The 24,199-nt window shown below is 41.0% G+C and carries 18 protein-coding genes and 1 pseudogene; 12 read left to right on the top strand and 7 right to left on the bottom strand.

Features of this window, described 5'->3' with window-relative positions; all coding sequences use genetic code 11:
• The first annotated feature begins 27 nt into the window (after positions 1-27).
• From NSTCB13_RS22965 to NSTCB13_RS22955, 3 genes are all read left to right on the top strand, one after another.
• A complete protein-coding gene (locus NSTCB13_RS22965; protein ID WP_445630626.1) occupies positions 28-843 on the top strand; it encodes a 16S rRNA (uracil(1498)-N(3))-methyltransferase in 816 nt (271 codons plus the stop codon).
• 68 nt (positions 844-911) lie between these two features.
• Complete coding sequence (locus NSTCB13_RS22960; protein ID WP_445630627.1) at positions 912-1,976, top strand: tetratricopeptide repeat protein; 1,065 nt, start codon at positions 912-914, stop codon at positions 1,974-1,976.
• A 90-nt stretch (positions 1,977-2,066) separates the two neighbouring features.
• Positions 2,067-4,373 carry a VIT domain-containing protein gene (locus NSTCB13_RS22955; RefSeq protein ID WP_448273914.1) on the top strand — a complete coding sequence of 769 codons (2,307 nt, stop codon included), beginning with the start codon at positions 2,067-2,069 and terminating at the stop codon, positions 4,371-4,373.
• A gap of 34 nt (positions 4,374-4,407) precedes the next feature.
• Here NSTCB13_RS22955 and NSTCB13_RS22950 read toward each other — a convergent pair whose 3' ends face one another.
• Positions 4,408-4,968 (bottom strand): hypothetical protein, encoded by a 561-nt coding sequence (locus NSTCB13_RS22950; protein WP_448273913.1) that lies wholly within the window; start codon positions 4,966-4,968, stop codon positions 4,408-4,410.
• Positions 4,969-5,485: 517 nt separating this feature from the next.
• Here NSTCB13_RS22950 and NSTCB13_RS22945 point away from each other — a divergent pair.
• Positions 5,486-6,121, top strand: a complete 636-nt coding sequence (locus NSTCB13_RS22945; protein ID WP_448273912.1) for an esterase/lipase family protein — start codon at positions 5,486-5,488, stop codon at positions 6,119-6,121.
• Between the two features lie 63 nt (positions 6,122-6,184).
• On the opposite strand, the gene NSTCB13_RS22940 is transcribed toward NSTCB13_RS22945, so the two are convergent.
• Positions 6,185-6,616, bottom strand: a complete 432-nt coding sequence (locus NSTCB13_RS22940; protein ID WP_445630631.1) for a VOC family protein — start codon at positions 6,614-6,616, stop codon at positions 6,185-6,187.
• A 403-nt stretch (positions 6,617-7,019) separates the two neighbouring features.
• Between NSTCB13_RS22940 and NSTCB13_RS22935 the strand changes: the two genes are divergently transcribed.
• The 7 genes and pseudogenes from NSTCB13_RS22935 to NSTCB13_RS22905 all read left to right on the top strand — a co-directional run.
• Complete coding sequence (locus NSTCB13_RS22935; RefSeq protein ID WP_448273911.1) at positions 7,020-7,817, top strand: TIGR00297 family protein; 798 nt, start codon at positions 7,020-7,022, stop codon at positions 7,815-7,817.
• 382 nt (positions 7,818-8,199) lie between these two features.
• On the top strand, positions 8,200-8,982 hold the full coding sequence (locus NSTCB13_RS22930) for a peptidylprolyl isomerase (RefSeq protein ID WP_445630633.1): 783 nt from the start codon (positions 8,200-8,202) through the stop codon (positions 8,980-8,982).
• The gene (locus NSTCB13_RS22925; protein WP_448273910.1) at positions 8,931-11,399 is read left to right on the top strand and encodes an ABC transporter transmembrane domain-containing protein; all 2,469 of its coding nucleotides are present in this window, start codon (positions 8,931-8,933) and stop codon (positions 11,397-11,399) included. The genes NSTCB13_RS22930 and NSTCB13_RS22925 overlap by 52 nt, the downstream gene beginning before the upstream one ends.
• The gene (locus NSTCB13_RS22920) at positions 11,299-11,634 is read left to right on the top strand and encodes an ATP-binding cassette domain-containing protein (RefSeq protein WP_448273909.1); all 336 of its coding nucleotides are present in this window, start codon (positions 11,299-11,301) and stop codon (positions 11,632-11,634) included. The genes NSTCB13_RS22925 and NSTCB13_RS22920 overlap by 101 nt, the downstream gene beginning before the upstream one ends.
• A gap of 347 nt (positions 11,635-11,981) precedes the next feature.
• Complete coding sequence (locus NSTCB13_RS22915; protein WP_445630635.1) at positions 11,982-12,911, top strand: SPFH domain-containing protein; 930 nt, start codon at positions 11,982-11,984, stop codon at positions 12,909-12,911.
• A gap of 3 nt (positions 12,912-12,914) precedes the next feature.
• Entirely contained in the window at positions 12,915-13,133 is a 219-nt protein-coding gene (locus NSTCB13_RS22910) for a hypothetical protein (protein ID WP_445630636.1), read from the top strand.
• A gap of 697 nt (positions 13,134-13,830) precedes the next feature.
• Positions 13,831-14,993 (top strand): annotated as a pseudogene (locus NSTCB13_RS22905) (S8 family peptidase); the annotation flags it as partial.
• A gap of 935 nt (positions 14,994-15,928) precedes the next feature.
• On the opposite strand, the gene NSTCB13_RS22900 reads toward NSTCB13_RS22905, so the two are convergent.
• The 5 genes from NSTCB13_RS22900 to NSTCB13_RS22880 all read right to left on the bottom strand — a co-directional run bounded on the left by NSTCB13_RS22900 (position 15,929) and on the right by NSTCB13_RS22880 (position 22,904).
• A complete protein-coding gene (locus tag NSTCB13_RS22900; RefSeq protein ID WP_445630638.1) occupies positions 15,929-17,437 on the bottom strand; it encodes an HlyD family efflux transporter periplasmic adaptor subunit in 1,509 nt (502 codons plus the stop codon).
• A gap of 64 nt (positions 17,438-17,501) precedes the next feature.
• Positions 17,502-18,377 carry an SDR family oxidoreductase gene (locus NSTCB13_RS22895; protein ID WP_448273908.1) on the bottom strand — a complete coding sequence of 292 codons (876 nt, stop codon included), beginning with the start codon at positions 18,375-18,377 and terminating at the stop codon, positions 17,502-17,504.
• Between the two features lie 1,032 nt (positions 18,378-19,409).
• Positions 19,410-20,498: a fatty acid desaturase family protein gene (locus tag NSTCB13_RS22890; protein WP_448273907.1), complete on the bottom strand. Its 1,089-nt coding sequence runs from the start codon at positions 20,496-20,498 to the stop codon at positions 19,410-19,412.
• Positions 20,499-21,132: 634 nt separating this feature from the next.
• Complete coding sequence (locus NSTCB13_RS22885) at positions 21,133-22,035, bottom strand: S1 RNA-binding domain-containing protein (RefSeq protein ID WP_445632052.1); 903 nt, start codon at positions 22,033-22,035, stop codon at positions 21,133-21,135.
• Between the two features lie 128 nt (positions 22,036-22,163).
• Positions 22,164-22,904 carry a dienelactone hydrolase family protein gene (locus NSTCB13_RS22880; RefSeq protein ID WP_448273906.1) on the bottom strand — a complete coding sequence of 247 codons (741 nt, stop codon included), beginning with the start codon at positions 22,902-22,904 and terminating at the stop codon, positions 22,164-22,166.
• Positions 22,905-23,202: 298 nt separating this feature from the next.
• Here NSTCB13_RS22880 and NSTCB13_RS22875 point away from each other — a divergent pair, with 298 nt between their 5' ends.
• Positions 23,203-24,186: a GntR family transcriptional regulator gene (locus NSTCB13_RS22875; protein ID WP_322677438.1), complete on the top strand. Its 984-nt coding sequence runs from the start codon at positions 23,203-23,205 to the stop codon at positions 24,184-24,186.
• Positions 24,187-24,199 lie beyond the last annotated feature (13 nt).

Below are 24,199 nucleotides of genomic sequence, written 5' to 3'. Positions count from 1 at the left end.
TTGATATTCTTAAAATTCCCAAATCTCATGTCTCAACTGCAAAGAATTGCGATCGCACCTTCTCAATTCCAACAAGGGCAAATTTTACTCACCAAAGAACAGCAGCATTATTTGGGGCGTGTGTTGCGCTTGCGTGAAGGCGATCGCTTTATTGCAATGGATGGTAAAGGAAAATGGTGGTTGGCGCAGCTAGCAGGGGAACAAGCAGAGGTTTTAGAATCGCTTTTGGTAGAAACAGAATTACCTGTATCAATTACGCTGATGGTGGCGTTGCCCAAAGGCAATGGATTTGATGAAGTGGTGCGGTGTTGTACAGAGTTGGGAGTAACTTGTATTGCACCAGTATTAAGCGATCGCACTTTACTTCATCCTAGTCCTCAAAAGCTCGAACGTTGGCGGCGCATCGCAGCCGAAGCCGCCGAACAATCAGAGCGCTCATTCGTGCCGACAATTTTAGAGCCTGTTGCTTTTAATACAGGTTTGTCATTAATCATCGATCGTCTGTCATTTGCAAACAGTCAGCAATATATCTGTGTGGCGCGTGGTGAGTTTCCCCATTTAAAAGATTGCTTACACCACAAAAGACAAATACTTCTCTACGAGAGGCTGCGCCAACGGCTTCGCTCAGTACAAGTGACAAATGACAATGGACAAATGACAAATGACACAGGACAAGAAACAATTGTTATTGCTACTGGCCCAGAAGGAGGATGGACAACACAAGAAATTGAAAATGCGATCGCAGTTGGATTTCAACCTGTTTCCCTTGGTCGCCGCATCCTGAGAGCAGTTACAGCTCCAGTAGTAGCATTATCCTTGATTACCGCAAGTTGTGAAGTATAAATGATTTATAGCTCACGTAAAATCTTTTTTGCGTGAGACATCACTCCAGCGTGTATTTAAAGTAAGTGATGATTGAGCAAGTTGCGATCGCCTTTGAGCATAAAGACTATCAGACAGCAGCTAAATTACTCAAACAGCTGCAAAAAGAATCACCCGAAAATCCTTGGGTACAATATTATCTCGGTCGGCTAAATGAAGTATCTCAAAAGCGCCAAGATGCAGAAAAAATTTATCGGCAACTGCTGCGAGATACAAGGAATGCCAAAATAGTAACGCTCGCACGTGAAGGTTTGCGACGGCTACAAGAAATTGAACTAGAACAAAGACAAAGAGCTATTTCCCAAGCAAAATCTGAACCAAATAACACTGAACTTGGCGTACTAGTTTTAGAGCCACTCAGTACCGAGATGAAAACAGAAGCATCTCGAAAATTTGCTCAGATTATGCAGCTAGACCCCTATACTGCAAGGCTGGTACTGCCAAGTCGTGGCTGGAGATTGTACCGCACTGGTCAAGTAGGAGAACTAAAATTTTATGGGAAACAGCTACAGCAGGCTGGTATTCCTTGCTTTTGGGCAACAATAGCGCAAATTCAGCAAATTCAAGTTTATCAAGTCAAACATTTCCAAACATCTACCCCACAAGCTACTGTTGTTTGCCGAAACGAAGTCAATCAACTTGGTTCTCTCACTTTTGACTGGTCAGAAGTCACAGCAAGAGTAGTAGGACTTTTGCCCATTTTTGAACAAGTTGTAGATGTTGATGCCCGCCGTAAACTGGAATGGAAAACTCAAACACAAGACTATGCTCAGTTTTGTGATTTACACATACCTGGTAGACGTTCCATTCTCCGACTTTATGATAACGGCTATGAATTTCAACAAGGGTTAAAAATTATTCCTCAAGCTAGCCAAAATACAATCAGAATTAATTGGAATACTTTATCAAGTTGGATTGACCAGCAACTACCTCAAGTCAAAATCTGGTCAGATTTCACGTCTTTTGCAGATACAACATTAGATCAAACAGAAATATTGAGTCATATCAAGTCTCACATCGAGCTGTTTCGTAGGGAACAGACTAATTGGGATTCAGCTTTTCATTTGTATAGTGGTCTGGTGTTTGTTAAATAATTAATTCATAATTCGTAACTCGTAATTCGTAATTAAGTTACTTATTACCTACTTTAAAAAGTAAGTTCACAAATCAAATAGGAGTGTTCTATGAATATAGTAAGTGCTAAAAACCAACAGCTAGGGGGTTTGTACGTTCAATCGCCTCAAGGAGAGCAACTAGTTTTTCCACTCAAGCATACAGAAGTTCTAGCAAAAATTGCAGGTAACTTGTCACGAGTTGATGTCATCCAAAGCTTTGAAAATCCCTTCACGCAGCCTTTAGAAGCAGTCTATATCTTTCCGTTACCTGATGAGGCAGCTGTGGATGACATGGAAATCAAAATAGGCGATCGCATTATCAAAGGTAATATTAAAAAACGTGAAGAAGCACAACAAATCTATGAAAAGGCCAAACAAGAAGGACGCACCGCCGGACTTTTAGAACAGGAACGAGACAACATTTTTACCCAATCTCTAGCTAACATCAAACCTGGCGAACAAATTGATGTCACAATTCGTTACACCGAAAGTTTAAAATTTGAGGCGGGAAACTACGAATTTGTTTTCCCGATGGTAGTAGGGCCAAGATATATTCCCGGAACGCCAATAGATGGTAGCGGGGACACAGACAGGGTTCCTGATGCTTCCCGCATTACACCGCCTGTAGTCTTAGAAGGAACGCGCTCGCGTCACAATATTAATGTCACAGTAGAAATTGATGCGGGTTTACCAATTTCTGAAGTACGTTCTCCTTCCCATCAATTAAAAATTGAACACTCAGGTCAAATTGTACGGATTCAATTAGCTGGAGAAGATACAATTCCCAACAAAGATTTAATTCTCCACTATCAAGTTTCTGGTAAAGAAACTCAATCTACAGTATTAACCCAAGCCGACGATCGCGGCGGACATTTCGCCATATATCTGATTCCAGCTTTGGAATATTCTACTGATGAGATTGTCCCCAAAGATGTCGTATTTTTGATGGATACTTCCGGTTCCCAATCTGGCGATCCGTTGCAAAAGTGTCAAGAGTTAATGCGGCGATTTATCAATGGGTTAAATCCCAACGATACTTTCACAATTATCGATTTTTCCGATAGAGTCAGGCAGTTATCGCCAACACCTCTGCCGAATACACCAGAAAATCGTGCCAAAGCGATCGCTTACATTAACAATTTACAAGCTGATGGCAGCACAGAAATGCTCAGTGGCATTCGTACAGCTATAAATTTCCCTACACCAGTCGGAAGATTACGCAGCGTTGTACTCTTAACAGATGGCTATATCGGTAACGAAAATGAGATTTTAGCAGAAGTACAACAGCATCTCCAACCAGCAAATCGCCTTTATAGTTTCGGTGCTGGTAGTTCAGTCAACCGTTTTTTACTAAATCGCATCGCCGAAATTGGCCGGGGAATATCTAGAATTATCCGTCATGATGAACCCACGGAAGAAGTTGCCGAAAAGTTTTACAGGCAAATTAACAATCCTGTACTCACGAATATTCAAATATTTTGGCAAGGTGACGCAGAATCGCCTGTGATTTATCCAAAGGTAGCGCCTGATTTATTTTGTGAACAACCATTAGTTTTGTTTGGTCGCAAACAAGATAGAAACAGTGGTAATCTGCAAATCTCCGGCATTGCTGCGGGCGGTAAGCATTATGAAAAAACGTTTAACCTCAAATTTGAGGAAACAGGAAATCTTGCTGTGGCGCAGTTGTGGGGACGCGCTCGGATCAAAGATTTGATGAATCAAATGGTGAGTTTTGAAACTAAAGCTAGTGTAGAAGCAGTTACAGAAACAGCCTTAACTTATCAACTGCTTTCTCAATACACCGCGTTTGTAGCTGTCAGCGATGACGTGCGGGTTGAACCAGGAAGCGAATACTTGTCTATGCAAGTACCAGTGGAAATGCCGGAAGCAGTTAGTTACGAAGGAGTGTTTGGCAATGCCCCGGCTGGTGGTTTTGCACCTCAAATGGAATTCTTAACCTTATCAGCACCAGCTCCAGATTTTCTTCGGCAAAAGCGATCGCTACAATCTCCAGCACCCAAAGAAGTCGAGATATCTTTGAGCTTTGATTTCGAGGAGATGGAACAAGATGAAATATTAGACGCAGCCATCAACCATCAGTTAGAGGTCATCAGCATCACTGGCTTGGATAATACAGAAATTACCGATCTAACCCGACACCTTCAGCAACTAAACTTTCCTTCAGGCTTCAGTGGTGAAATCGTCTTTGAGTTCACCGTCAATAAAGGTCGGGTAGAACGGGTAGTTTTGGATGAAGAAATCTCCACCCTAAAAGATCCAGTTGTAGTGGAGAAAATTAAGCGATCGCTCTTACTTTGGAGAGTTTCCTCATCTACAACTGGCAAAGTTATCTTAACCTTGCATCTTCACACTTAATCTATAGAGACCGTAAATTTACGGTCTCTATGAATTATTTAGGTGTTTTAATCTGACGTGCCATATCTAGATAAGCACTCATATTCGCTCCTGGACGACGACGACCATTAGAGCTAGTAGCCGAAGGAGCCAGATATTTTGGTGCAAAGGTTGTTTCTTTTGGCTCCTCTTTCAGAACTTTGGCTGCTGCAGCTTTTTCCTTTTTGCCCGGTTCAACTTTCAGACCCTCAGCAGTCTGAACTAGCGTAACATCAGCTGGTTTGGGATTTTTAGCTGATTTTTCCTTAGTCTTAGCCTTAGTCGCAGCAGTTTTTGTTCCATTCAATGAATCTGGTTTAGATGGAGTTGGTGCTTCTGATGAAATTGTCTCTGCTACTTTCTTAGCATTCGATGCAACTGTCGATGTAACTGTATCTGCTACTTTCTTCGCGTTCGATGCTACCTCTTTAGCAGCATCTTTGGCAGCATCTTTGGCTTCGTCCAATTCTAAGAAATAGCCGTTGCTTTTTTTCCCCGGTAACAATCCAGTAACAAAACCCAGAATCCCACCAAAAAAACCCTGAATACCCGAAATTAACTTTTTGATAAAATCCATTACAATTACTCCTGCCTTTTACCTTTTATATTTTGAACTCGACCGTAATTGTTAAAAATTACGACAAAATGTTACATTATCTATTTGGCATCACCCCGTTCTGGTGACAACCCTTATAGGTTTGTACTTAATTAACATTGTAGTAAAACCACAGGGCAAATGTTCTATTGCAAGCATTTGCAACCTGCACGCACCAAGAACTAATTATTAAATTTTACTGTAGCTAAGAGCAAGATTCTGAAAGCAAGCTTTACAATAATTAACATTTCTTTGTTTGGTAAATACCCAATTGAAGTTAAATAAGCAGTTTGCTCCACCCAGTCGAAAGAGTGTCATAGCCTATTGGCAAACGAACTGATTAATTTGTAAAACTTTATACAAATTCTCTTTGGAAGCATTTTAGTTTTGTTTGCCACAATAACTTTTAAAGAATCCGAAAAACAATAGCTTCAGTTTGTAGAGCAGTATGTGTCTACAAAAGTTAAATACACCCCTGAATCTTAGTTAGATTTTGTAAATGAACATTGAAAATCAACAACGCAATCCCGTTTTGTTAATACATGGCATTGACGACACAGAAGCAGTTTTCCATAAAATGGCGGCTCAATTAAGACTACAGGGCTGGTCTGTATATTCCCTGAATCTCTTACCTAGTAATGGTGATGTGGGTCTTGATGAATTGGCAAAACAAGTAGCAGATTATGTTACAACGACCTTTGCACCAGAACAACGCCTAGATTTAGTAGGCTTCAGTATGGGAGGAATTGTCAGCCGTTACTATGTTCAGCGATTGGGAGGAATTAACCGCGTGCAGCGGTTTATTACCATCTCTTCGCCCCATCATGGAACTGTGGTAGCTTATGGTTCTCGCCGTCCTGGTTGCCTACAAATGCGCCCCGACAGCATTTTTCTCAAAGATTTAAATTCTGATGCTGTAATGTTGGGGCAGCTAGATTTTACATCTATCTGGACACCTTATGATTTAATGATTGTCCCAGCAAATAGTTCACAAATGCCCGTAGGCAGCCAAGTAATAGTACCAGTTACTCTACACCCTTGGATGCTGACAGATCCCAGGAGTTTAAGAGTAGTCACAACAGCTTTAGCAAAGCCTATTCAGTTACCCTTGCTGAATAAAAAATCCAGTCAGTAGCTAGAATGCTTGTTCTACTTGCATCTCTTTGATTTTTAATTTTTAATTTTTAATTTTTAATTCCTAAGCCCTATCCCCAATTTGCGTATGTTCGTAACTCCCAAAAATCGCCTCTGGGTGACGATAATACTTGAACTCCATGAGATTATAAAAGGGATCTTCTAAAAAGAAAGTGCGATGCTCAAGAGGAGAACCCACAAAGCGATTTTTGGTTTCTTCACGAAAAAGCAGCTGTTGTTGTTGTGCCCTTTGTAGTAAGTCTTGCCAGTCACGTTCTTGGGTAAAAATTAACCCAAAATGTCTGGGATAGATAGTTTGTTGCGGTGCCAAAGGTTCTTTTGTGACATGAGCTACTAATTGATGACCGTAGAGATTGAGTATCAGGGCGTGGTGGTTTTCACGACCGGGAATGCAGCCCAAACCATCTACATAATATGCTTTTGTTTGGGCAATGTCAGTTACAGGGAAAGCTAGATGGAATAAAGTTTGGCTCATAACTTAATCTGAAAAATACTAGTAATTTCTGCTATCTACAATTTATGCTATTAAGTTTTGATTGTGGTTAACTTGGACACAGTTTTTATTGACATTAACTTATATTCTTTATCCTTATTACTAAGATTGGGGAATAAGTAATACTTTTGCCACTTTACTCTGCGGCTATGGAGAAGAGTCTACCTAACTCAAAAGAAGTTTTGCATTTTGTTTAATCATTGCAGCGTATATCTAAGACATCATTGATGGTTTGAGACTCAGCTTTCAGAATGATGCCTACGCAATTTAGTGAATAATACAAACATATTACTTTATCTAGAGAGGTTGCAAAAATAAAGTACTAAGCATCACAAATTCGTTATTCTGTTGATATTCAGACAAAATTACTCATGATTAATTGCTGATGTCATCCTCAATAGATTCTGTAAATCCCTGGTTAGTAGCAGTAGTATTAAACACAATTTTATTGGGTTTAGCTTGGATTGCTCCCAAAAAGCTACTTACCCCTGCTGGATTATTCCACGCCTGGTTCCTGGCCATCTTAATTTGGGTAACTCTAGGCTGGCAAGGATATGCAGTAGTAATGTTCTATTTTTTGGTTGGTTCTGGCGTTACCCGCATCGGGATGGCGCAGAAGGAAGCAGAAGGAATTGCCGAAAAGCGTTCTGGGGCAAGAGGCCCAGAAAATGTCTGGGGTTCGGCTTTGACTGGGGCGCTGTGTGCTTTGGGAGTAGGAATAATAAATTCAGGATTCCTCGTACCTACTACCCAGTCGGTAATCCCCAATCCCCTGTCTCTATTATTGCTAGCCTATGTAGCGAGTTTCAGTACCAAGCTAGCTGACACCACTGCCAGCGAAGTCGGTAAAGCTTATGGTAAAAGCACCTTTTTGATTACCACACTCCAACCAGTACCTCGCGGTACAGAAGGAGCGGTAAGCTTGGAGGGAACTTTAGCCGGGATTGTGGCTTCTGTGGCGATCGCACTTGTGGGTTGGGGAGTTGGCTTAATCGATCTATGGGGAGTCGCTTGGTGTGTGCTGGCAGCATTTATTGCTACTAACCTAGAAAGTGTGATTGGCGCAACACTGCAATCTAAGTATACCTGGCTGACCAATGAAGTAGTAAATATTTTTAATACATTAATCGGTGCGATCGCATCTGTGCTACTTGCTTGGACATGGATAACTTTCATTAACTAGACTGGCGAGAATAAACAATTACCATTACTCGTTTAAGTGGGGCATTGAGCAAAACAACTCTGTTAGCTGATAGCGGGGCATTTAGCCCGTTACCAGTCCCAGATTCCCCACTCAGCACTTTTGAAGAGCATTGGTAGAAAATAACTAATTTGCCTTGCTACTGCGCCACCACTAATATTTTCAATCCTGATTTTGTCCCCACTAGACTGTAAAAACGATCGTGGCAAATTATTTTATTTACTAGTTATATAATTTTTTGACCATTTAGATGTAATTAGTTCATGGAATCTTTATCATTTTTATCTATAAATGACTAGATGATTTCTATATGATTGAATTTAAAAGTACTATAAGTGTTTAACAATTTTCACATAATTAGTTCATGGAATCTTTATCATTTTTGACAATTAATGACCAAATAATTTCTATAGAGCAAGCAGTAAAATACTTGCAAGCTTCTGGAAAATTGGGACAATTCATTGGGGATATTCTCCGGCAGTACGTAATTGAGGAAGAAATCCGAACACGAGATGATATTGAAATTGGTACCGCAATAACTGAACAGGCAATTATTGACTTTCGGCTGAAAAATCAACTTACTGACCCCCAAAGTTTTCAAGAATGGTTAAAGACAAATAATACAGATTATGCTAATTTTCACACATCGGTTGCTTTTGGTTACAAGTTAGAAAAACTGAAAGCTGTAGTCACACAAACAAAACTCCCAGAATATTTTATTGAACGCAAGATTTTTTTGGATCGGGTGGTACTTTCCCGGATTGTTGTTGATAATCGAGAATTGGCAGACGAACTCCAAACCCAAATTGAAGAAGGAGGTAGTTTTGAGCAACTAGCTAAAGAGTATTCCCTTTCAGACGATCGAATTGTGAATGGCATGATGGGAATCGTCAGCCGAGGTAGTATGCCGGATATATTACGGGCAGCTATTGATGTGGCCAGTCCTGGACAATTGATCGGACCAATAGAAATCGTTGGCAAAGACTCTCCCCAAGGAGAAGGGCCTTATGGTTTGTTTCGAGTAGAACAATTTCTACCAGCGTCTTTAGAAGATACTCAACTACAGCAAGCACTACAAAATGAGTTGTTTGAAAAATGGCTAGCAGAGAAAATTCAAAAACTGACAGTCAAGTTACAAGTGAGTTAAAAATTCTGGATAATGAATCTTTACGATTAAAAGTGCTAGCTTCTTTGCCTTGGAATCAGCCACCGCTATCCTGGCTGACTCCCGAACAACAATCCCGATTGGAAAATGAGTGCCAAACCCGCCAGTATCGTCTTGGAGAAAAAATCTGGTCAAACGATGTCGGTGGCTATCAATTTTTAATTGTGGCTGGAAAAGTCCGCTTGCGAGAAGAGGGCGTTGGCAAACCAATAGCCGCCCTAGATGTAGGGGATTGGTTTGGCGACTTCCAAAAGCTGTCTGCGGATTTTAAAGCTGTAGCTGCTAGTAAAGAAGTGATAGTAGTTTATTGGGATACTGCGCTGTGGGCAGAATTTTCTCATCCACAAATTCAGGAATTTTGGCAAGCGTTACCAGTAGAGATGGAGGGACAAAGAGAGACATTTTCCTTCTCTAGCACTCCTTCAGTAACTTCAGGCTCAAACGGGACTTCCAGCCCCCACAGCCTCCAACCCCAAAAAGGACTCCCAGCCGCCAATTTAATCACTGCAATTTATCCGTTTGTTGCCAGTTGGAATACCGCTGCTGCGTGTTTAACAATGGTGGCGCAACAGTTAGAAAATTCTGTGCAACTGGAATGGGTGCAGCGTCAACTCAGAGGACAACGCCCAAAACAGGTTGTGGAAGCAGCAGAAAAGTTAGGGTTAGTGTTGCGGCGCTTACAAGTGAGTTGGAGTGAGTTGCGACAGTTGTCATTTCCAGCTTTATTGCTGTGGAATTCTGACTCACCCCAGAGTCCATCCTGGGTGGTGGCTTATGGAGTTAAAGGCGATCGCTTAATTATCGCTAATCCTCTAAATCCCGAACGGACTTGTGAAAGCTTGCCGCAGTCCATAGTTGAGGCGTCTTGGGATGGACAATTGTGGCAAGTAGAACTAATATCCCAGCAAGAAAAATTTAACCTTAGTTGGTTTACCCCAGCAGTTTGGAAGTATAAAGGATTGCTCACAGAAGTATTGTTAGCATCTTTTACCTTGCAGCTTTTGGGGTTAACAACACCGTTAATTACCCAAGTCGTCATTGATAAAGTGATGGTGCAGGGGAGTTTGCCAACTCTCGATGTGATGGCGCTGGCACTTTTATGCGTAGCCATATTTGAATCCGTACTGGGTATTCTGCGCCTATTCATCTTTACCCATACAGCTCGCCGTCTGGATTTGAGTTTATCAGCGCAGCTATTTCGCCATCTGATGCGTCTGCCATTAGCTTATTTTGAGTCGCGCCGCGTCGGAGACACAGTAGCAAGAGTCCAGGAACTCGAACAAATTCGTCAGTTTCTCACAGGTACAGCATTAACTGTAATTCTAGATAGCATCTTTGCTGTGGTCTACCTGGCATTGATGTTTTACTATAATATCCCACTTACCTTTGTTGCCTTAGCAGTACTGCCGTTGTTTGCTACATTGACGATAGTTGCAACACCAATTCTGCGTAACTGGCTCAACGAAACTTTTAACCGGAGTGCTGATAGTCAATCATTTCTAGTGGAGACAGTGACGGGGATTCACTCCGTTAAAGCCCATGCAGCCGAACCAGTAGCCCGCGATCGCTGGGAAGGCTTATTTGCCCGCTTCATTCGCACTGGCTTTAAAGCTTCTACCACCTCCAATATCAGCAGCAACATTGGTGACTTTCTCACGAATTTTTCCACGATGCTGATTCTTTGGTATGGAGCCAAGTTAGTCATCGAACAAAAACTCACAATTGGACAGCTTGTTGCATTTCAAATGCTGTCTGGTAGAGTTACAGGCCCGCTTTTGCGCTTAGTACAGTTGTGGCAAAACCTTCAACAAGTGCTACTTTCTGTAGATCGCATTGGTGATATTCTCAACGTTTCCCCCGAAGCTGAACTGGGAACTGGCTTAGTTTTGCCACCCCTGAAAGGACAAATCACCTTCGAGCAAGTATTTTTCCGCTACCGCCCGAACTTTGACGCAATTCTGCGGGGAATCTCTTTCAGTGCCGAACCAGGGCAGTTTGTTGGCATTGTCGGACGTAGCGGTTCTGGGAAAAGTACCCTGTCTAAACTATTACAACGCCTCTATCAAATTGAATCAGGACGCATCCTGATTGATGGTTTTGATATAAAAAGTGCCGATTTAGCCTCACTCAGGCAACAAGTTAGTGTAGTTCTCCAAGAAGACTTTTTATTTAACGGTTCTATTTTGGAAAATATCACTCTCGGTAGTCCTGACATTACCGCAGAGCAAGTAGTAGAAGCGGCAAGATTAGCCGTGGCACACGACTTCATTAGTCAATTACCATACGGTTACGAAACCAATGTTGGCGAACGCGGTACAGCTTTATCTGGTGGGACAGAGACAACGTATTGCTCTAGCAAGGCTATTTCTTTCCCAAGCGCCGATTTTAGTTTTGGATGAAGCTACTAGCGCCTTGGATAGTGAAACAGAACAACAAGTGCTGCAAAATCTGCAAAAAATTTCCACCAACCGTACCGTGTTTCTGATTGCTCACCGCTTTGCACCCCTTAAACGTGCTGACTTGATTTTGGTATTGGAGCAAGGCGTGATTGCCGAACGTGGTACTCACTCACAATTGTTGCAACAAAAGGGTTTGTACTGGTCACTATATCAACGACAGCAAGCAAATATCTAGTGATGCCAAGTCTAGATTTAACATTACCTTTAGTAGTTCAGCTTTTAAAACACTTCTTGGATAAGCAGCCAACCCATATTTAACCTCAATAATTCAACTAAAAGCGCTCTCAATCCTAGAGAGCGTTTTGCTGTTTGGTAATGGTCTGGCTTTCTTACTTTGCCCAAATCTTATACTATTGACAAAAATCTTTGCAAGACATGAATCGGTTATATGGGCGACATTTATACGCCCCTACTAGCTGTATTCTACACAATCGAAAACAGCTAATACTTAGTCAATTGCTACTTTTTTGTTATTATAATGATATCATTTTAATAGCAAGGAACAAATTACAGAAATAGATAATGAAGCAGCCAATCGAGGAATTTCCAGCGTTTAAAGTCAATGGCTTCATAGCTTTGAGCATAATCCTAGCTTTAGCAATTTTTGGCAGTTGGCAGGTTTGGACAACAATACAGGGATTAATAGAAGTATTAGGCAGAAGTCTTAAAATCGAAGACTTTGGCGATTTAGCAGAAATAGGTGCATGGTTGGGAGCGACACTGATCGTAGTAGTAATTCCTTCACTGTCGGGTTTGTTTACAGTTGAGCCGAATCAAGCAATAGTACTAGTCTTTTTAGGGAGTTATGTTGGTACTGTCAAAGAAGCAGGGTTTTGGTGGACTAACCCTTTAACCAATAAACGCCAGGTATCTTTACGGGTTCGCAACTTTAACAGCAAAATATTGAAAGTAAACGATGCTCAAGGCAGCCCGATAGAGATTGCAGCCGTGGTAGTGTGGCAAGTAGTAGAATCAGCCAAGTCTAGATTTGCGGTTGATGACTACGAGCAATTTGTTGCCATCCAGAGTGAAACAGCAATACGCGCCCTAGCAATCCGCTATCCTTATGACGCGCCTGATGAACAATCAATTCCTTCGTTACGTGCAGTACCTGATGAAATCGCGCTTTTCCTCCAAAAAGAATTGCAAGCGAGACTGGAAGTTGCAGGAGTTGAAGTATTAGAAGCGAAACTTTCTCATCTTGCGTATGCTCCAGAAATTGCTCAAATGATGTTGCGTCGTCAACAAGCCAAAGCAATGATTGATGCACGGCGGCAAATTGTTGATAGTGCAGTAGGAATGGTTGATGAAGCACTAAAACGGATCAGTGAACAACAAATGATTGACTTGGATGATGAACGTAAAGCCGCTATGATTAACAATCTGCTGGTTGTCCTAACCTCAGAACAGAACATCCAACCAGTGATTAACACTGGCAGCCTTTACGCCTAAGACATGAGCCAAAAAAAACGGTTTTTACTGCGTTTAGACCTTGAGTTATACGAAGTGCTGGAAAAATGGTCTTCTGACGAATTAAGGAGCGTTAATGCTCAAATTGAGTATCTCCTGACAGAAGCAGCACGCAAAACAGGAAGATGGAAACAAGATAAGCGCCAAAAAAATATTAAAAAGCACAAGCCGGATACACAGGCGCAAGACACATTAGATGATTAATCCTAAATCCAATACTCGTAAGGTGTGATGGGAATGGTGTGCTTTTAAATCAGGTATTTGTTGTCTTATACCAATTCATAATTCGTAATTCGTAATTAATAAAGTCAAATATGGCAAGGCTTTCGGGGTTTGAATGTGTTGCCTCATTTTAGAGAATTGGTATTATTGGCTCACTGGTAAGGGAACTAGAAACAATTCTTTTTAAGGTATAAAAATAGCTGTATTAACGGAGCGTAACGCACCGTACTGTCATGACACAGTTAAGGTAGTGCATTAAAAATACGTGAGTTCGATGAACCTCTGCCTCCCCCACGGGGAAAGGGAGGAGTAACGAGAAATTAGGGTTTTGGCTCTCCTCTCCGACACGGAGAGGGGTTGGGGGAGAGGTCAAAAAAGGGCTTGTCGAACTCACGTTAAAAATTTCTGGAAACTCTAATTTCAGAAATATAATGCAATTTTTATATTGCACCAATTTCGACTAGTTAACTAGCAATAATTTAAAATCGACTTGATTAATTAACTCTTAAGAAAACCCACTTTTTTTAAAATGTTTTTTGGTAGTAAATTTAGCAATTTGTTATGAAATTCCATAGTAATTTTTGACAATGGAGTTTTTTCACACATTAAAACCTTTTTTTGAAAGGTTTTAACGCTTCAATCTGTCAAAAAAAGATTGCTATCTTTGAGAAAAAAATTTATGAGCATTGATGATGTTAATAACAATGTGTTGTCAAATAAACGGCTCAATGTCACTTCAATCTCCTCATTAGATAGCTTTAATACGAAGGATGACTACAGCCTTAACTTCAGCAGACATAGTAGCTATAACTCAGCCGATGCTGATGTGCGGTTATTAAATAACGGTGACTCCGAAAATAGCAATAACGCTACTGCTAATACTTTTAACGCTCAAAATTATAACTCTACTAATGGCTATGGCTTGATTAATGGAGCAGCAGCAGTGGCTAGAGCTATTGGTCAAAATACCTTTGCTGATGTTCCCGATCTCGGTGGCAATAATTGGGGAGCAGACCTGGTTAAAGCACCGGAAGTTTGGGCACATGGATACACAGGTAAAGGCGTTGTTGTCGCTGTTGTAGATACTGGAGTTGACTACAATCACGAGGATTTAAAAAATAATATCTGGGGACGAATAGCAAGGAAATTGCGGGTAACGGTATAGATGATGATGGCAACGGCTATGTTGATGATACTTATGGCTGGAACTTTGCCGATCAAAACAACAACACCTTAGATGACAACGGTCATGGTACTCATGTTTCCGGCACGATCGCAGGAGAAAATAATAACTACGGTGTCACTGGTATTGCCTACGATGCCAAGATTATGCCTGTCAAAGCTTTAGATAGCTCTGGCTCTGGTTCCTATAGTTCCATATCTAAAGGTATTCGCTACGCTGTGGATAATGGAGCTAATGTGATTAACCTCAGTTTAGGAGGCTCATCTTCTAATCGCACTCTAGAGTCAGCCATTGACTATGCCAGCAGTAAAGGAGTGATTGTTGTCATGGCAGCAGGTAATGATGGTGGCTCATCACCAGAATATCCCGCCCGCTATGCATCCAAGTCGGGAATTGCCGTTGGGGCAGTAGATAAGAATAACAATTTGGCCGATTTCTCTAACCGCTCTGGAACAAATCCAATCGCTTACGTCACAGCTCCCGGAGTCAAGATTTATTCATCAGTTCCGAATAATCAGTATGCAACTTATAGCGGCACATCTATGGCTGCTCCCCACGTTGCTGGTATCGTTGCCCTGATGCTTAGTGCTAACCCTAACCTGACTGATGCCCAAGTACGTCAGATTGTCACAGAAACCGCAGAAAATAGTACACAAACTACAAGCTCTAGTTTTAATATTTCTCATGTCAGTTCTCTAGCAAGTCAAGTAATTGCAGAAACCGCAGGAAGTAACACACAAACGACAAACTCTAGTTTTAATATTTCTCATGTCAGTTCTCTAGCGAGTCAAGTGATTGCAGAAACCGCAGGAAATAACACACAAACGACAAACTCTAGTTTTAATAGTTCCAATTTTGGCTCTCTAATCGGTCAGGGAATTACAGAAACCACAAGATATCTAACACCAGAAAATATCGTTAGTTTTAATAATTCCAATTTTGGCTCTTTAATCGGTCAGGGAATTACAGAATACACAAGATATCTAACACCAGAAAATATCGCTAGTTGGAATAATTCTGATTTTAACCCTGTAATTGGTCAGGCAATTACAGAAACCACAAAATATCTGATATCAACCGAAGGTAATAACATATCAACAAATCCAGAATTATGGTCGCAATTTCAAAATTATGAGAATATTCTGGGCAGTATCAATGTAAATAGCAATCAGGATGAGAATAATCCAGATTTTGTCAAACTACTAGAGGGAATGCAAAAACAAATAGATCAGTATAGAAAATTTTTGGGTATAGCTTGAAAATTATAGCGATTTGCAGTTAAGTTCAATACTTCTCGGTTAAGAGAATTAACTTGCTCATCATTAGTGAATAAATGTAGGGTTTCATTGGTGTCAACTTAACGTGAAAGCCAGCCGAGAACAAGCTTTTAGATATTGTCTCGGTTGTCTCGTTCCCAGTCTCCGACTGGGGATGTTCGTCGTTGAGGCGGAGCCTCAAGACTTGCGGCAGAGCCGCTTTTGAGTTGCATTTCCAGCCAGAGGCTGGAAACGAGGTTATGAAAAGGAGTTTGAGCTTAAGTTGACACTACTGAACAATACTAAACCCTTACTTTTTGCTAATCTAACAGACTTTTCTACCTAACAGAAAATGCCTCGCTGAATCGCCGCGTCACAGGTTCAGTAATGAATGTCAAAATTGACTTTTTACGAGTAACAATTTCACCTGTAGCAGCCATCCCTGGTGTAAATTCTACTTCTTGACCCCGGACGTTTACTGAGTGTTTATTTAGCTTAATTCTCGTCGGAAAAACTAAACCTAATTCTTTATCAGCAATTGCATTTGGACTGACTTGCGTAACTTCACCATCCACAATCCCAAATTCTTGGAAGGGAAAAGTCGCCATTTTCACTTTTGCCTTCATTCCTTGACGAATAAACCCAATATCGCGGTTGAGAACTTTTACTTCTAGAAGCATTTCTTCCCCTTCCGGCAAAATTGACAGCAATTCTTCACCCGATTGTACTGGCCCCTTAGTGGCTTTGACTTTATAGATTGTACCGGCTACAGGAGCCTCAATCGTTTCTAAAGCTTGTTGCTTCCTTGCCTGCTCTAATTGACCTTGTACAGTTGTCAGTTCTTCTTTACGCTTATTAAACTGCGTCAAAATTTCGCTTTGGCGTTCTGATGCTACACGCTGGGCCTGACTGCGTGCAGCGTTGTAAGCTTGTTCTGCTTGGCGAATTTCCTGGACTTGAGCAGCAATATCTTTTTCTAATGATGTGACTTTATCTTGAGCCTCTGTGATTCTATTCTGGGCGTTGATGACTTCATCTTGCGATCTAGTGATTTCTGTCTTTGCACGAGTTAATCTTTCTTGGGCATCCAGGTAATCGACACGAGGCACAGCGCCAGGAGTAATTAGAGTACGTAGGCTTTTTTCCCTTTCTTGAGCAAGGGCTAAATTACTTTCAATTTTAATTCGGATGCTATCTGCATTGACAAGGTTGGTTTGAGCATTCGCAAAGCTGCTTTTAGCATTAACTAAGTTATCTTGTAACCTGCTCAAGCGGACTTTAGCTTGATCGATGAGTGCTATTTGGCGATTTGCTTCTGCTTCTGCTGCTGCTTGACGCGCTTGGAAGTCTTGCAGGCGGGAACTTAAAAGTTCATCTTGCAGTTTCGTCCCAGCAGTTTTGCCTCCAACGCGTTCTGCATCCAAACGTTGTAAATCGTCTTGAATCAATCTGCTAGATTTAGCTAGGCGGGAAACATCGGTTACTTGCAAGTCTGGATCTTTTTGAATCAGAACTTGACCTTTAGTGACGCGATCGCCTTCTTGCACTTTAACAGCAACAATCGAGCCTCCACCCAAAGATGTCACCGGTCTTACCTGTGTAGAAGCAATTAATTCCCCCGGTGCTGTTGCTACTTCATCTATTTGCGAGAAGTACGCCCAAGCGATCGCCCCAAATACGATGGCGCTCATCGTTCCTGCTAATAATCTCGTGTACAGGGGCGGTAATTCCTGTACCGCCTTCCCCAACTCATAAGTAAGTTGTTCCTCCGGTTGGGCGAATCGCTCTTTTGTCTGACGTGCTTGAGCAGCATTTACCATATATTTTTGTCCTTTATCATTTATCATCTGTCATTAGTCATTTGTCCTTTGTTATTCACTAATGACAAATGACTAATGACTAATGTTTAATTCAAACTGCTAAATAGCGCCGCAAAAAAGCTTCTAATGTTTCTAATTGGAAGTCAAAAATTGCCTCTAAATTGGCAATTTCATCTTTTGTACAGAAAAATTCATTTGCTAGCAATGTGCGATAAGTTCCCAAAGCTTTTTGGATTTTGGGATTAAATAAACCCAATGCACCCTGTAACCCATCAATGACAAATAGGGGTGAGTTAATTATTACTGGTTCTTTGGCGAAAATCCGACCAAAAATCCGAGGAATATCTTCTCGCAATAAAATCTCCGGCCCTCCGACGGGTAAAATTTGGTTACGAGCGCCTTCAACTGTCACAGAATCCACTACTATCTTTGCCAAATCATCAGTACTGACAATTGAGGTACGGTTTTTGCGATCGCCAACCAGCAGATACAATCCCGTTTCTCGAAATCTTTCTACTAGTGGCAGCAAGTTAGATGCTAATCCAGATGGGCGCAAAATAGTGTAATTTAAGCCACTAGCTGCCAAATATCGCTCTACTGCTCGTTTAGCTTTAAAAACGGGAGCGTTTTCATAACCGCGATCGGCTCCCAGAACAGAAATGAAGACAAAATGCTCTACGCCATTGGCTTTTGCCTGGTCGATCAGTTCAATATTGGCGCGGTAATCTAAAGATAGGGCATCGCTATCAGAACCGTGGGCGCTGATAATATACCGTACACCCTGACTAGCTTTCTGGATATATTTTTCCTCTAGCAAGTCACCAATGAAAATTTCTGCACCCCGATGTTCTAACTCGCTATAGCGCGAGGTAAGGCGGACAAATGCCCGCACAGACTGTTCTCGTTGTCGTAGGAGTCGCACAACTCTGCGACCAATTCCTCCGGTTGCCCCAGTTACTAGAAACATACAAATACCTAAATTGAATAGTTACAGCGTTTATAGTTGTCAAAATGCTCGATATATGGTCAAAATCCATTGAGCAATACTTAAATAGAGATATGAGCATATTTTTATACTTTGTTACCATGCTCAAGATATTCTCACGCCAATAAGTCACACCTTATTCATTTTAATACTCTGAAAATGATCCCCCATATTTTTGTAGATGTCGGGGATAGATGAATAAGACGATGCAACACGAAAAAGGGGGATGTCGGGGATGCAGAGGAGGCAAAATAATGAATAAAGAAGCAATTAAAGAAAGATCATACGTGCAATCCAAGAAGCATTAGATAAAGATAGAGAAAAGTAATCTTAAAGAAATAGTTGTCATAACTGTGAGAATTACTGGTATCAGTCAGCAATCAAGCATATTGCTTTCTTAATATGCTTGATTGCTTGCGGAAAACACCAAAATGAGAAAGCAAACTGGGGTTTGAATCAGTCAAACGTTATTTTGCTTGCGGAAAACACCAAAATGAGAAAGCAAACACAGCTTTTGAGTAAGTCAAACGTCATTTTGCTTGCGGAAAACACCAAAATGAGAAAGTAAATACAGCTTTTGAGTAAGCAAACTGGGGTTTGAGTAAGTCAAATGCCATTTTGCTTATTAAATTCGACTTTATATATTGTTTCGAGCAAGTAATTAGTTATTGTCAATCGTGACTTTTTCGGCTTATTCCCTGGCTTGGATGTAATCAATATTTATTGCATAACTTAACGTGAATTCGACGAGTACTATTTTGACCTCTCCCCCAGCCCCTCTCCTACCAGGAGACGGGAGCAAAAACCTGTAATCTCGTTACTCCTCCCTCTCCTGACCCAGACGCACTCGCGTTCGCCTTTTAGGAGAGGTCTGTCGAACTAACGTTAACTTAGCAGCGTCGATGCTTGAAACCCCTATTTTTAAATATGGGGTTCCCCTTTCCCACTTCCCCCTTCCCCTTTCCCCCTTCCCCTTCCTTTCTTCATCAGCGTATTCATTTGCAATAAACCTTTTTACTTGTCGCTTGTAGGACAAGGAACAGACTTTTCTCCTGACCAATCTGTAAGAGTATTTTCATCTTTATAATGCCGGGGAGTTTGCAGCAGCGAATTCCAAGCCTCCCCAGCATCCAATAAATTAAAGCGTTCAGAATGGTGAGTTTCTAACAAATCCCTAACTATAACATAATAGTCCGAGTTCATTCCTGGGAAAATATGATGTTCAGTGTGGTGAGAAAAATTTAAATGCAACAAGTCAAATATTTTGTAAACCCGGAGAGACATACTATTAATGAGTGGATCGTTAACGTTGGTCATCGGACAAAGTAAATGATTTGTATAGATATAAAAAATTACTCCAGCATAACCAATCGCAATCGGTAAAAAGTAAGCAAGTATGAGCTTTATAGGGTCAAATTGGAGATAGATGAGGATACTCAGATGAATCACGATCATCATCAATAATTCCCCTGTGATCGCTCGACGATCTTTAGGACTTACTGTAAATGCAGCAGGAACATAATCGACAGATTTATGATTGAAAAACAGCACAGATGTCAGATTGCGAAAAGTATGTACTCCCCAAGCAGAAGTCATTCCCACTATGAACCATACAGGATTGACTTCAGTTGAAGGCACAAATAAGTCCTGAATCCATTTTCCCCAGGTTGAAGATTGTTCATACAAGTAATTACGATCTGGGTCGCTTAAATCATTAGTGTGATTATGATGCACTCGATTATGAACTGCTTTCCATAATGTTGGTGGCATCCACAACATTGTTAGTCCTATAAAGCTAATTATATAGATTAATCGGGGATTTTTAATTACGCTACCATGCATCAAATCGTGGGTGCTAAATAGTAAGACAACGACGCTATTGCCCATAACTATGCTTAAAGGTATATAAAGCCATAAAAGGTATGGCGACCAAGAATCTAACCGCACTGCTATCATCCAACCCAGGATTAAAATTGCCAGATTAATGAACAAGATAATTAACTTATTTGGATCGGGAATGAATGCTTCATGTGGCATCAGGGAACGTAATTCTTTCGCATATATTTTCTGGTGAAGAAGTGTTTGATCTGTACTAACATTCATAAATAATTTTCCAGTTAGATAATTTCACTGAGTAAAGTTTTGCGGTAAATCGTAGCGTTTTTCAACTGGAATAATTAAATTCACAAGTAGGTAAGTATTTAAATCCTAACACAAAATATTTCTGCGGTAGACTTCTTGCATAATTTTGGCATTGCCTACACGTCTTCCTCAGAAGAATTTCTGTGGTTCAAAGTGAAAGTTATCTGAAGCTGACTAAAATTATTGTTTTACCCATATTACTAGCTAGAGGCTATTAGTATGTCAATTTTATCTTAATAAGTAATAATTGTTTTAGTAATAGCTTTAGTCTTGATTTTTTAATCACTAAAGTGCTTACTAAAAACCCTCGATACTAGCTTGAAAAATTATACCAATTGGAAAAAAGAATGCGATAAATAGACCATTTGTAGAGACGCGATTCATCGCGTCTTTACCCAAGAATGTGCTAAGAAAAGTAAATTAAAAGTTTTCCCAATTTTCAATCCCCCCACATCTTTATAGATGCAGGGGGAATAATAAAATAACCCACAATTTGGATTGTCGATCGATTTTTGGGCACTATTCACCGATTAATCCCACATACGGAAGGTGCGATTGCACTATTTATACTTTGTGCAAGCAGCCCATCTCAAAACTATTCAGACGCTTTGTTATTAGCTCTATTAGCACGCGCCTCAGCTGAAGCCATGACCTCATCGAAATTTTCTAGCACTTCACCAGGAAAGTTTTCCAAAACTCTGGTAGAAAGAGCAACCCGCCCTTTACCCTCATCCAAATCAATAATTACAGCTTTAATTGGCTGACCAACTTGAAATACTTTTTCTAAAGAATCAATAAATTTCTGGCTTACTTGCTTGATATGAAGTAAAGCGCTCATCCCATTTAAATCGACAAACACACCAAAAGGTTTGATGCCAGTAACTTTGCCTTCCACCAGTTGACCTAGTTCTAATAAGCTGAAGTTGCTAGAACGAGTTGCTAAACGCTGGGAAAGGATGAGTTTGTTGGTGCTTTTATTAATTTCCAAAAAGCCCACAGTCAGATTTTGACCTTTGAGTGCTTCTAAATTATCACGCTCTGCTAGGTGCGATCGCGGGATAAATCCCCGCAAAGAAAGAATATCGACAGTTACACCACCTTTATTGACACCCATAACTCGTACTTGCACAGTCTGAGCATTTTCCTGCATTTCGGTCAGTCGTTCCCAGATATGCTGAATTTCCAACTGCTTTCGAGAAAGGGTGACTTGACCTTCTGCATCCTGTTCTCGGATAATCAAAAACTGCATTTCCTCTTGCAATGGCAGCACCTCCGATAAATCGGTAACTGCTCTCAAAGAAGCCTCATCGCGCGGCAGAAAAGCTGACGACTTGCCACCAATATCAACGTATGCTCCATCATGGTCAAGTTGGAAAACTTTGCCATTTACAAGCTGTCCCTTTTGAAATTGATAGTCGTGTTTTTCTAATGCTTTGGCAAAATCGTCCATTGTAAAGGACGAATTGGCTGTTTGAGAAAGTTTCGATTCGGAATTCATGACTTTTGAAGATTGGTTGTTATTTGAGATGGTGCAACTGAAGTTTAGATTGTCATTTGTCATTTGTCATTTGTCCTTTGTTATTCACCAATGACCAATGACCAATGACAAACTTGGCTGCGTATGCTTCAGTTTAGTTGACCAAAGAGTTTTTTTACTTGCTCCCAAGCATCGGCCGCAGCTTTAGGATTATAACTGGCACGGTGGTTACAGAAAAATCCGTGATCAGCTCCATCGTAGCGAAACACACGATGAGGAATTTTATATTTTTCTAACTCTGTTGCAATTTCATCTACTTGTTCGGCTGGGATGCTAGCATCTTCTGTGCCAAAGAAGGCATAGAGAGTGCCTGATATTTCTCTGGTGCGGGTAACAGTGGGAGCGCCACCTCCCGGTGTGCGGGTAGTAATTCCAGCACCGTAGAAGGAAGCCGTGGCTTTAATATCTGGCAAGGTGGCTGCAAGATATGCGACATGACCGCCAAAGCAAAAGCCAATACAGCCAAAACTATCTTTTTTTACTTGAGGCAGATTTTTCAGGTAGTCAATTGCTAGTTGAATATCGCTCAATAACTCTGAGGCTTGAGTTTGCATGGCGTAACTTCTGCCTGTTTCAATATCTTCGGGTGTGTATCCAGTTTCAAAACCAGGAGCAGTACGTTGAAAAAGGGCAGGTGCGATCGCTACATACCCAAGTTGGGCAATCCGTTCTGTAACTTCCCGAATGTGAACGTTGACACCAAAAATCTCTTGTAATACTACAACTCCTGGGTAAGAGCCAGGTTCTTTTGGCTCTGCAAGATAAGCAGACACTTGAATATTATCTTGCAAAAGATTAACCGTTGTGGTACTTATTGCTTGCTCTGTCATAATAATTTTTACCAGTGCTATGTGATTAGCCGTGTGTTTATTTGATATAACTATGCCAGTATGCCTAGCTTTTTTCTAATTAAATTATCAATAACCAATAGTGAGCGCATTAGAAATTTGTATCAGAAAAACTTTATATGTAAATAAACGTATTTGAAATGTAGCAAATGTAGCTGGTCACAAAAGGAGGGCTGAGTAAAAAATGTTGAGTATAAAAGCAACACTTAATACTCAAAACTCAGCACTCAGCACTCAGAACTCAGCACTCATTAGCACTTAGTATTCAGGAGGTTTGCTGATGATTCAATTCCGTATTCAGCCAGACAGCGAAATTCCCGCATCAACCCAGCTGTTTAATCAAATCCGATTTGCGATCGCTTCTCGGCAATATCCCCCTGCTTACAAATTACCAAGCACACGCGCGCTGGCAATGCAAACAGGGTTACACCGTAATACCATTAGTAAAGTTTACCGTCAACTGGAGGAAGACGGATTTGTTGAAAGTATGGCTGGTTCGGGTATTTATGTTCGTGCCCAAGGTCATGAGGGCGGTAGTAGGCTGCAATCACCAATTCTCAAACAAAATCCTGATGCATATCAAGTTGTCCAGCAAGCACTTGATGAGTTGCTTTCTCAAGGATGTACGCTGAATCAAGCTAGAGAGCTATTTTTAGCGGAAATCGACTGGCGCTTGCGTTGTAGTGCGCGGGTACTGGTTGCAGTGCCATCTTATGATATGGGTGCTGGTGAGTTAATGGTGTATGAATTAGAGCGATCGCTAAAAATACCAGTCCAGTTGGTAGCAATGGAAGAATTAACCGCAGTGCTAGATAAAACCACCTCTGCGACAGTCGTCACAAGTCGATATTTTATCAGTAATGTGGAAGCGATCGCAGCTCCAAAAGCTGCACGGGTGATTCCTCTCGATATCTACGACTACAGCAAAGAACTCAGCCTATTGAAAACCCTACCAAAAGAAAACTGTGTTGGGATAGTTAGCCTCAGTTCCGGGATTGCGCGAGCCGCAGAAGTCATCCTCCACGGTTTGCGGGGCGATGAACTACTGGTAATGACTTCGCAACCAAAAGATGCCTATAAACTTCAGGCAATGGTTAAACGGGCTGAGGTCATCATCAGCGACCAAGCCAGTTTTGCAGCAGTGCAAGCAGCCGTGCAAGCCTCTGATGAAGATATTATTCGTCCACCAAAGCTGATTAAGGTGGAAAATTATATCGGCGCTAACTCGATTAACTTGCTAAAACGAGAACTGGGTTTAAGTTAATCTCAAGATAATT

It is taken from the genome of Nostoc sp. DSM 114160 (assembly GCF_053470305.1).
This window is presented reverse-complemented; position numbering and strand designations above follow the sequence as displayed.

Bases quoted from the DNA above. Each gene is read 5' to 3' on its own strand.
- NSTCB13_RS22890 (WP_448273907.1), bottom strand. From the start codon at position 20,498: ATGAATGTTAGTACAGATCAAACACTTCTTCACCAGAAAATATATGCG.
- NSTCB13_RS22885 (WP_445632052.1), bottom strand. From the start codon at position 22,035: ATGAATTCCGAATCGAAACTTTCTCAAACAGCCAATTCGTCCTTTACA.
- NSTCB13_RS22960 (WP_445630627.1), top strand. From the start codon at position 912: ATGATTGAGCAAGTTGCGATCGCCTTTGAGCATAAAGACTATCAGACA.
- NSTCB13_RS22920 (WP_448273909.1), top strand. From the start codon at position 11,299: ATGTTGGCGAACGCGGTACAGCTTTATCTGGTGGGACAGAGACAACGT.
- NSTCB13_RS22945 (WP_448273912.1), top strand. From the start codon at position 5,486: ATGAACATTGAAAATCAACAACGCAATCCCGTTTTGTTAATACATGGC.
- NSTCB13_RS22880 (WP_448273906.1), bottom strand. From the start codon at position 22,904: ATGACAGAGCAAGCAATAAGTACCACAACGGTTAATCTTTTGCAAGAT.
- NSTCB13_RS22910 (WP_445630636.1), top strand. From the start codon at position 12,915: ATGAGCCAAAAAAAACGGTTTTTACTGCGTTTAGACCTTGAGTTATAC.
- NSTCB13_RS22875 (WP_322677438.1), top strand. From the start codon at position 23,203: ATGATTCAATTCCGTATTCAGCCAGACAGCGAAATTCCCGCATCAACC.
- NSTCB13_RS22950 (WP_448273913.1), bottom strand. From the start codon at position 4,968: ATGGATTTTATCAAAAAGTTAATTTCGGGTATTCAGGGTTTTTTTGGT.
- NSTCB13_RS22900 (WP_445630638.1), bottom strand. From the start codon at position 17,437: ATGATAAATGATAAAGGACAAAAATATATGGTAAATGCTGCTCAAGCA.
- NSTCB13_RS22935 (WP_448273911.1), top strand. From the start codon at position 7,020: ATGTCATCCTCAATAGATTCTGTAAATCCCTGGTTAGTAGCAGTAGTA.
- NSTCB13_RS22955 (WP_448273914.1), top strand. From the start codon at position 2,067: ATGAATATAGTAAGTGCTAAAAACCAACAGCTAGGGGGTTTGTACGTT.
- NSTCB13_RS22940 (WP_445630631.1), bottom strand. From the start codon at position 6,616: ATGAGCCAAACTTTATTCCATCTAGCTTTCCCTGTAACTGACATTGCC.
- NSTCB13_RS22915 (WP_445630635.1), top strand. From the start codon at position 11,982: ATGAAGCAGCCAATCGAGGAATTTCCAGCGTTTAAAGTCAATGGCTTC.
- NSTCB13_RS22925 (WP_448273910.1), top strand. From the start codon at position 8,931: ATGGCTAGCAGAGAAAATTCAAAAACTGACAGTCAAGTTACAAGTGAG.
- NSTCB13_RS22930 (WP_445630633.1), top strand. From the start codon at position 8,200: ATGGAATCTTTATCATTTTTGACAATTAATGACCAAATAATTTCTATA.
- NSTCB13_RS22895 (WP_448273908.1), bottom strand. From the start codon at position 18,377: ATGTTTCTAGTAACTGGGGCAACCGGAGGAATTGGTCGCAGAGTTGTG.
- NSTCB13_RS22965 (WP_445630626.1), top strand. From the start codon at position 28: ATGTCTCAACTGCAAAGAATTGCGATCGCACCTTCTCAATTCCAACAA.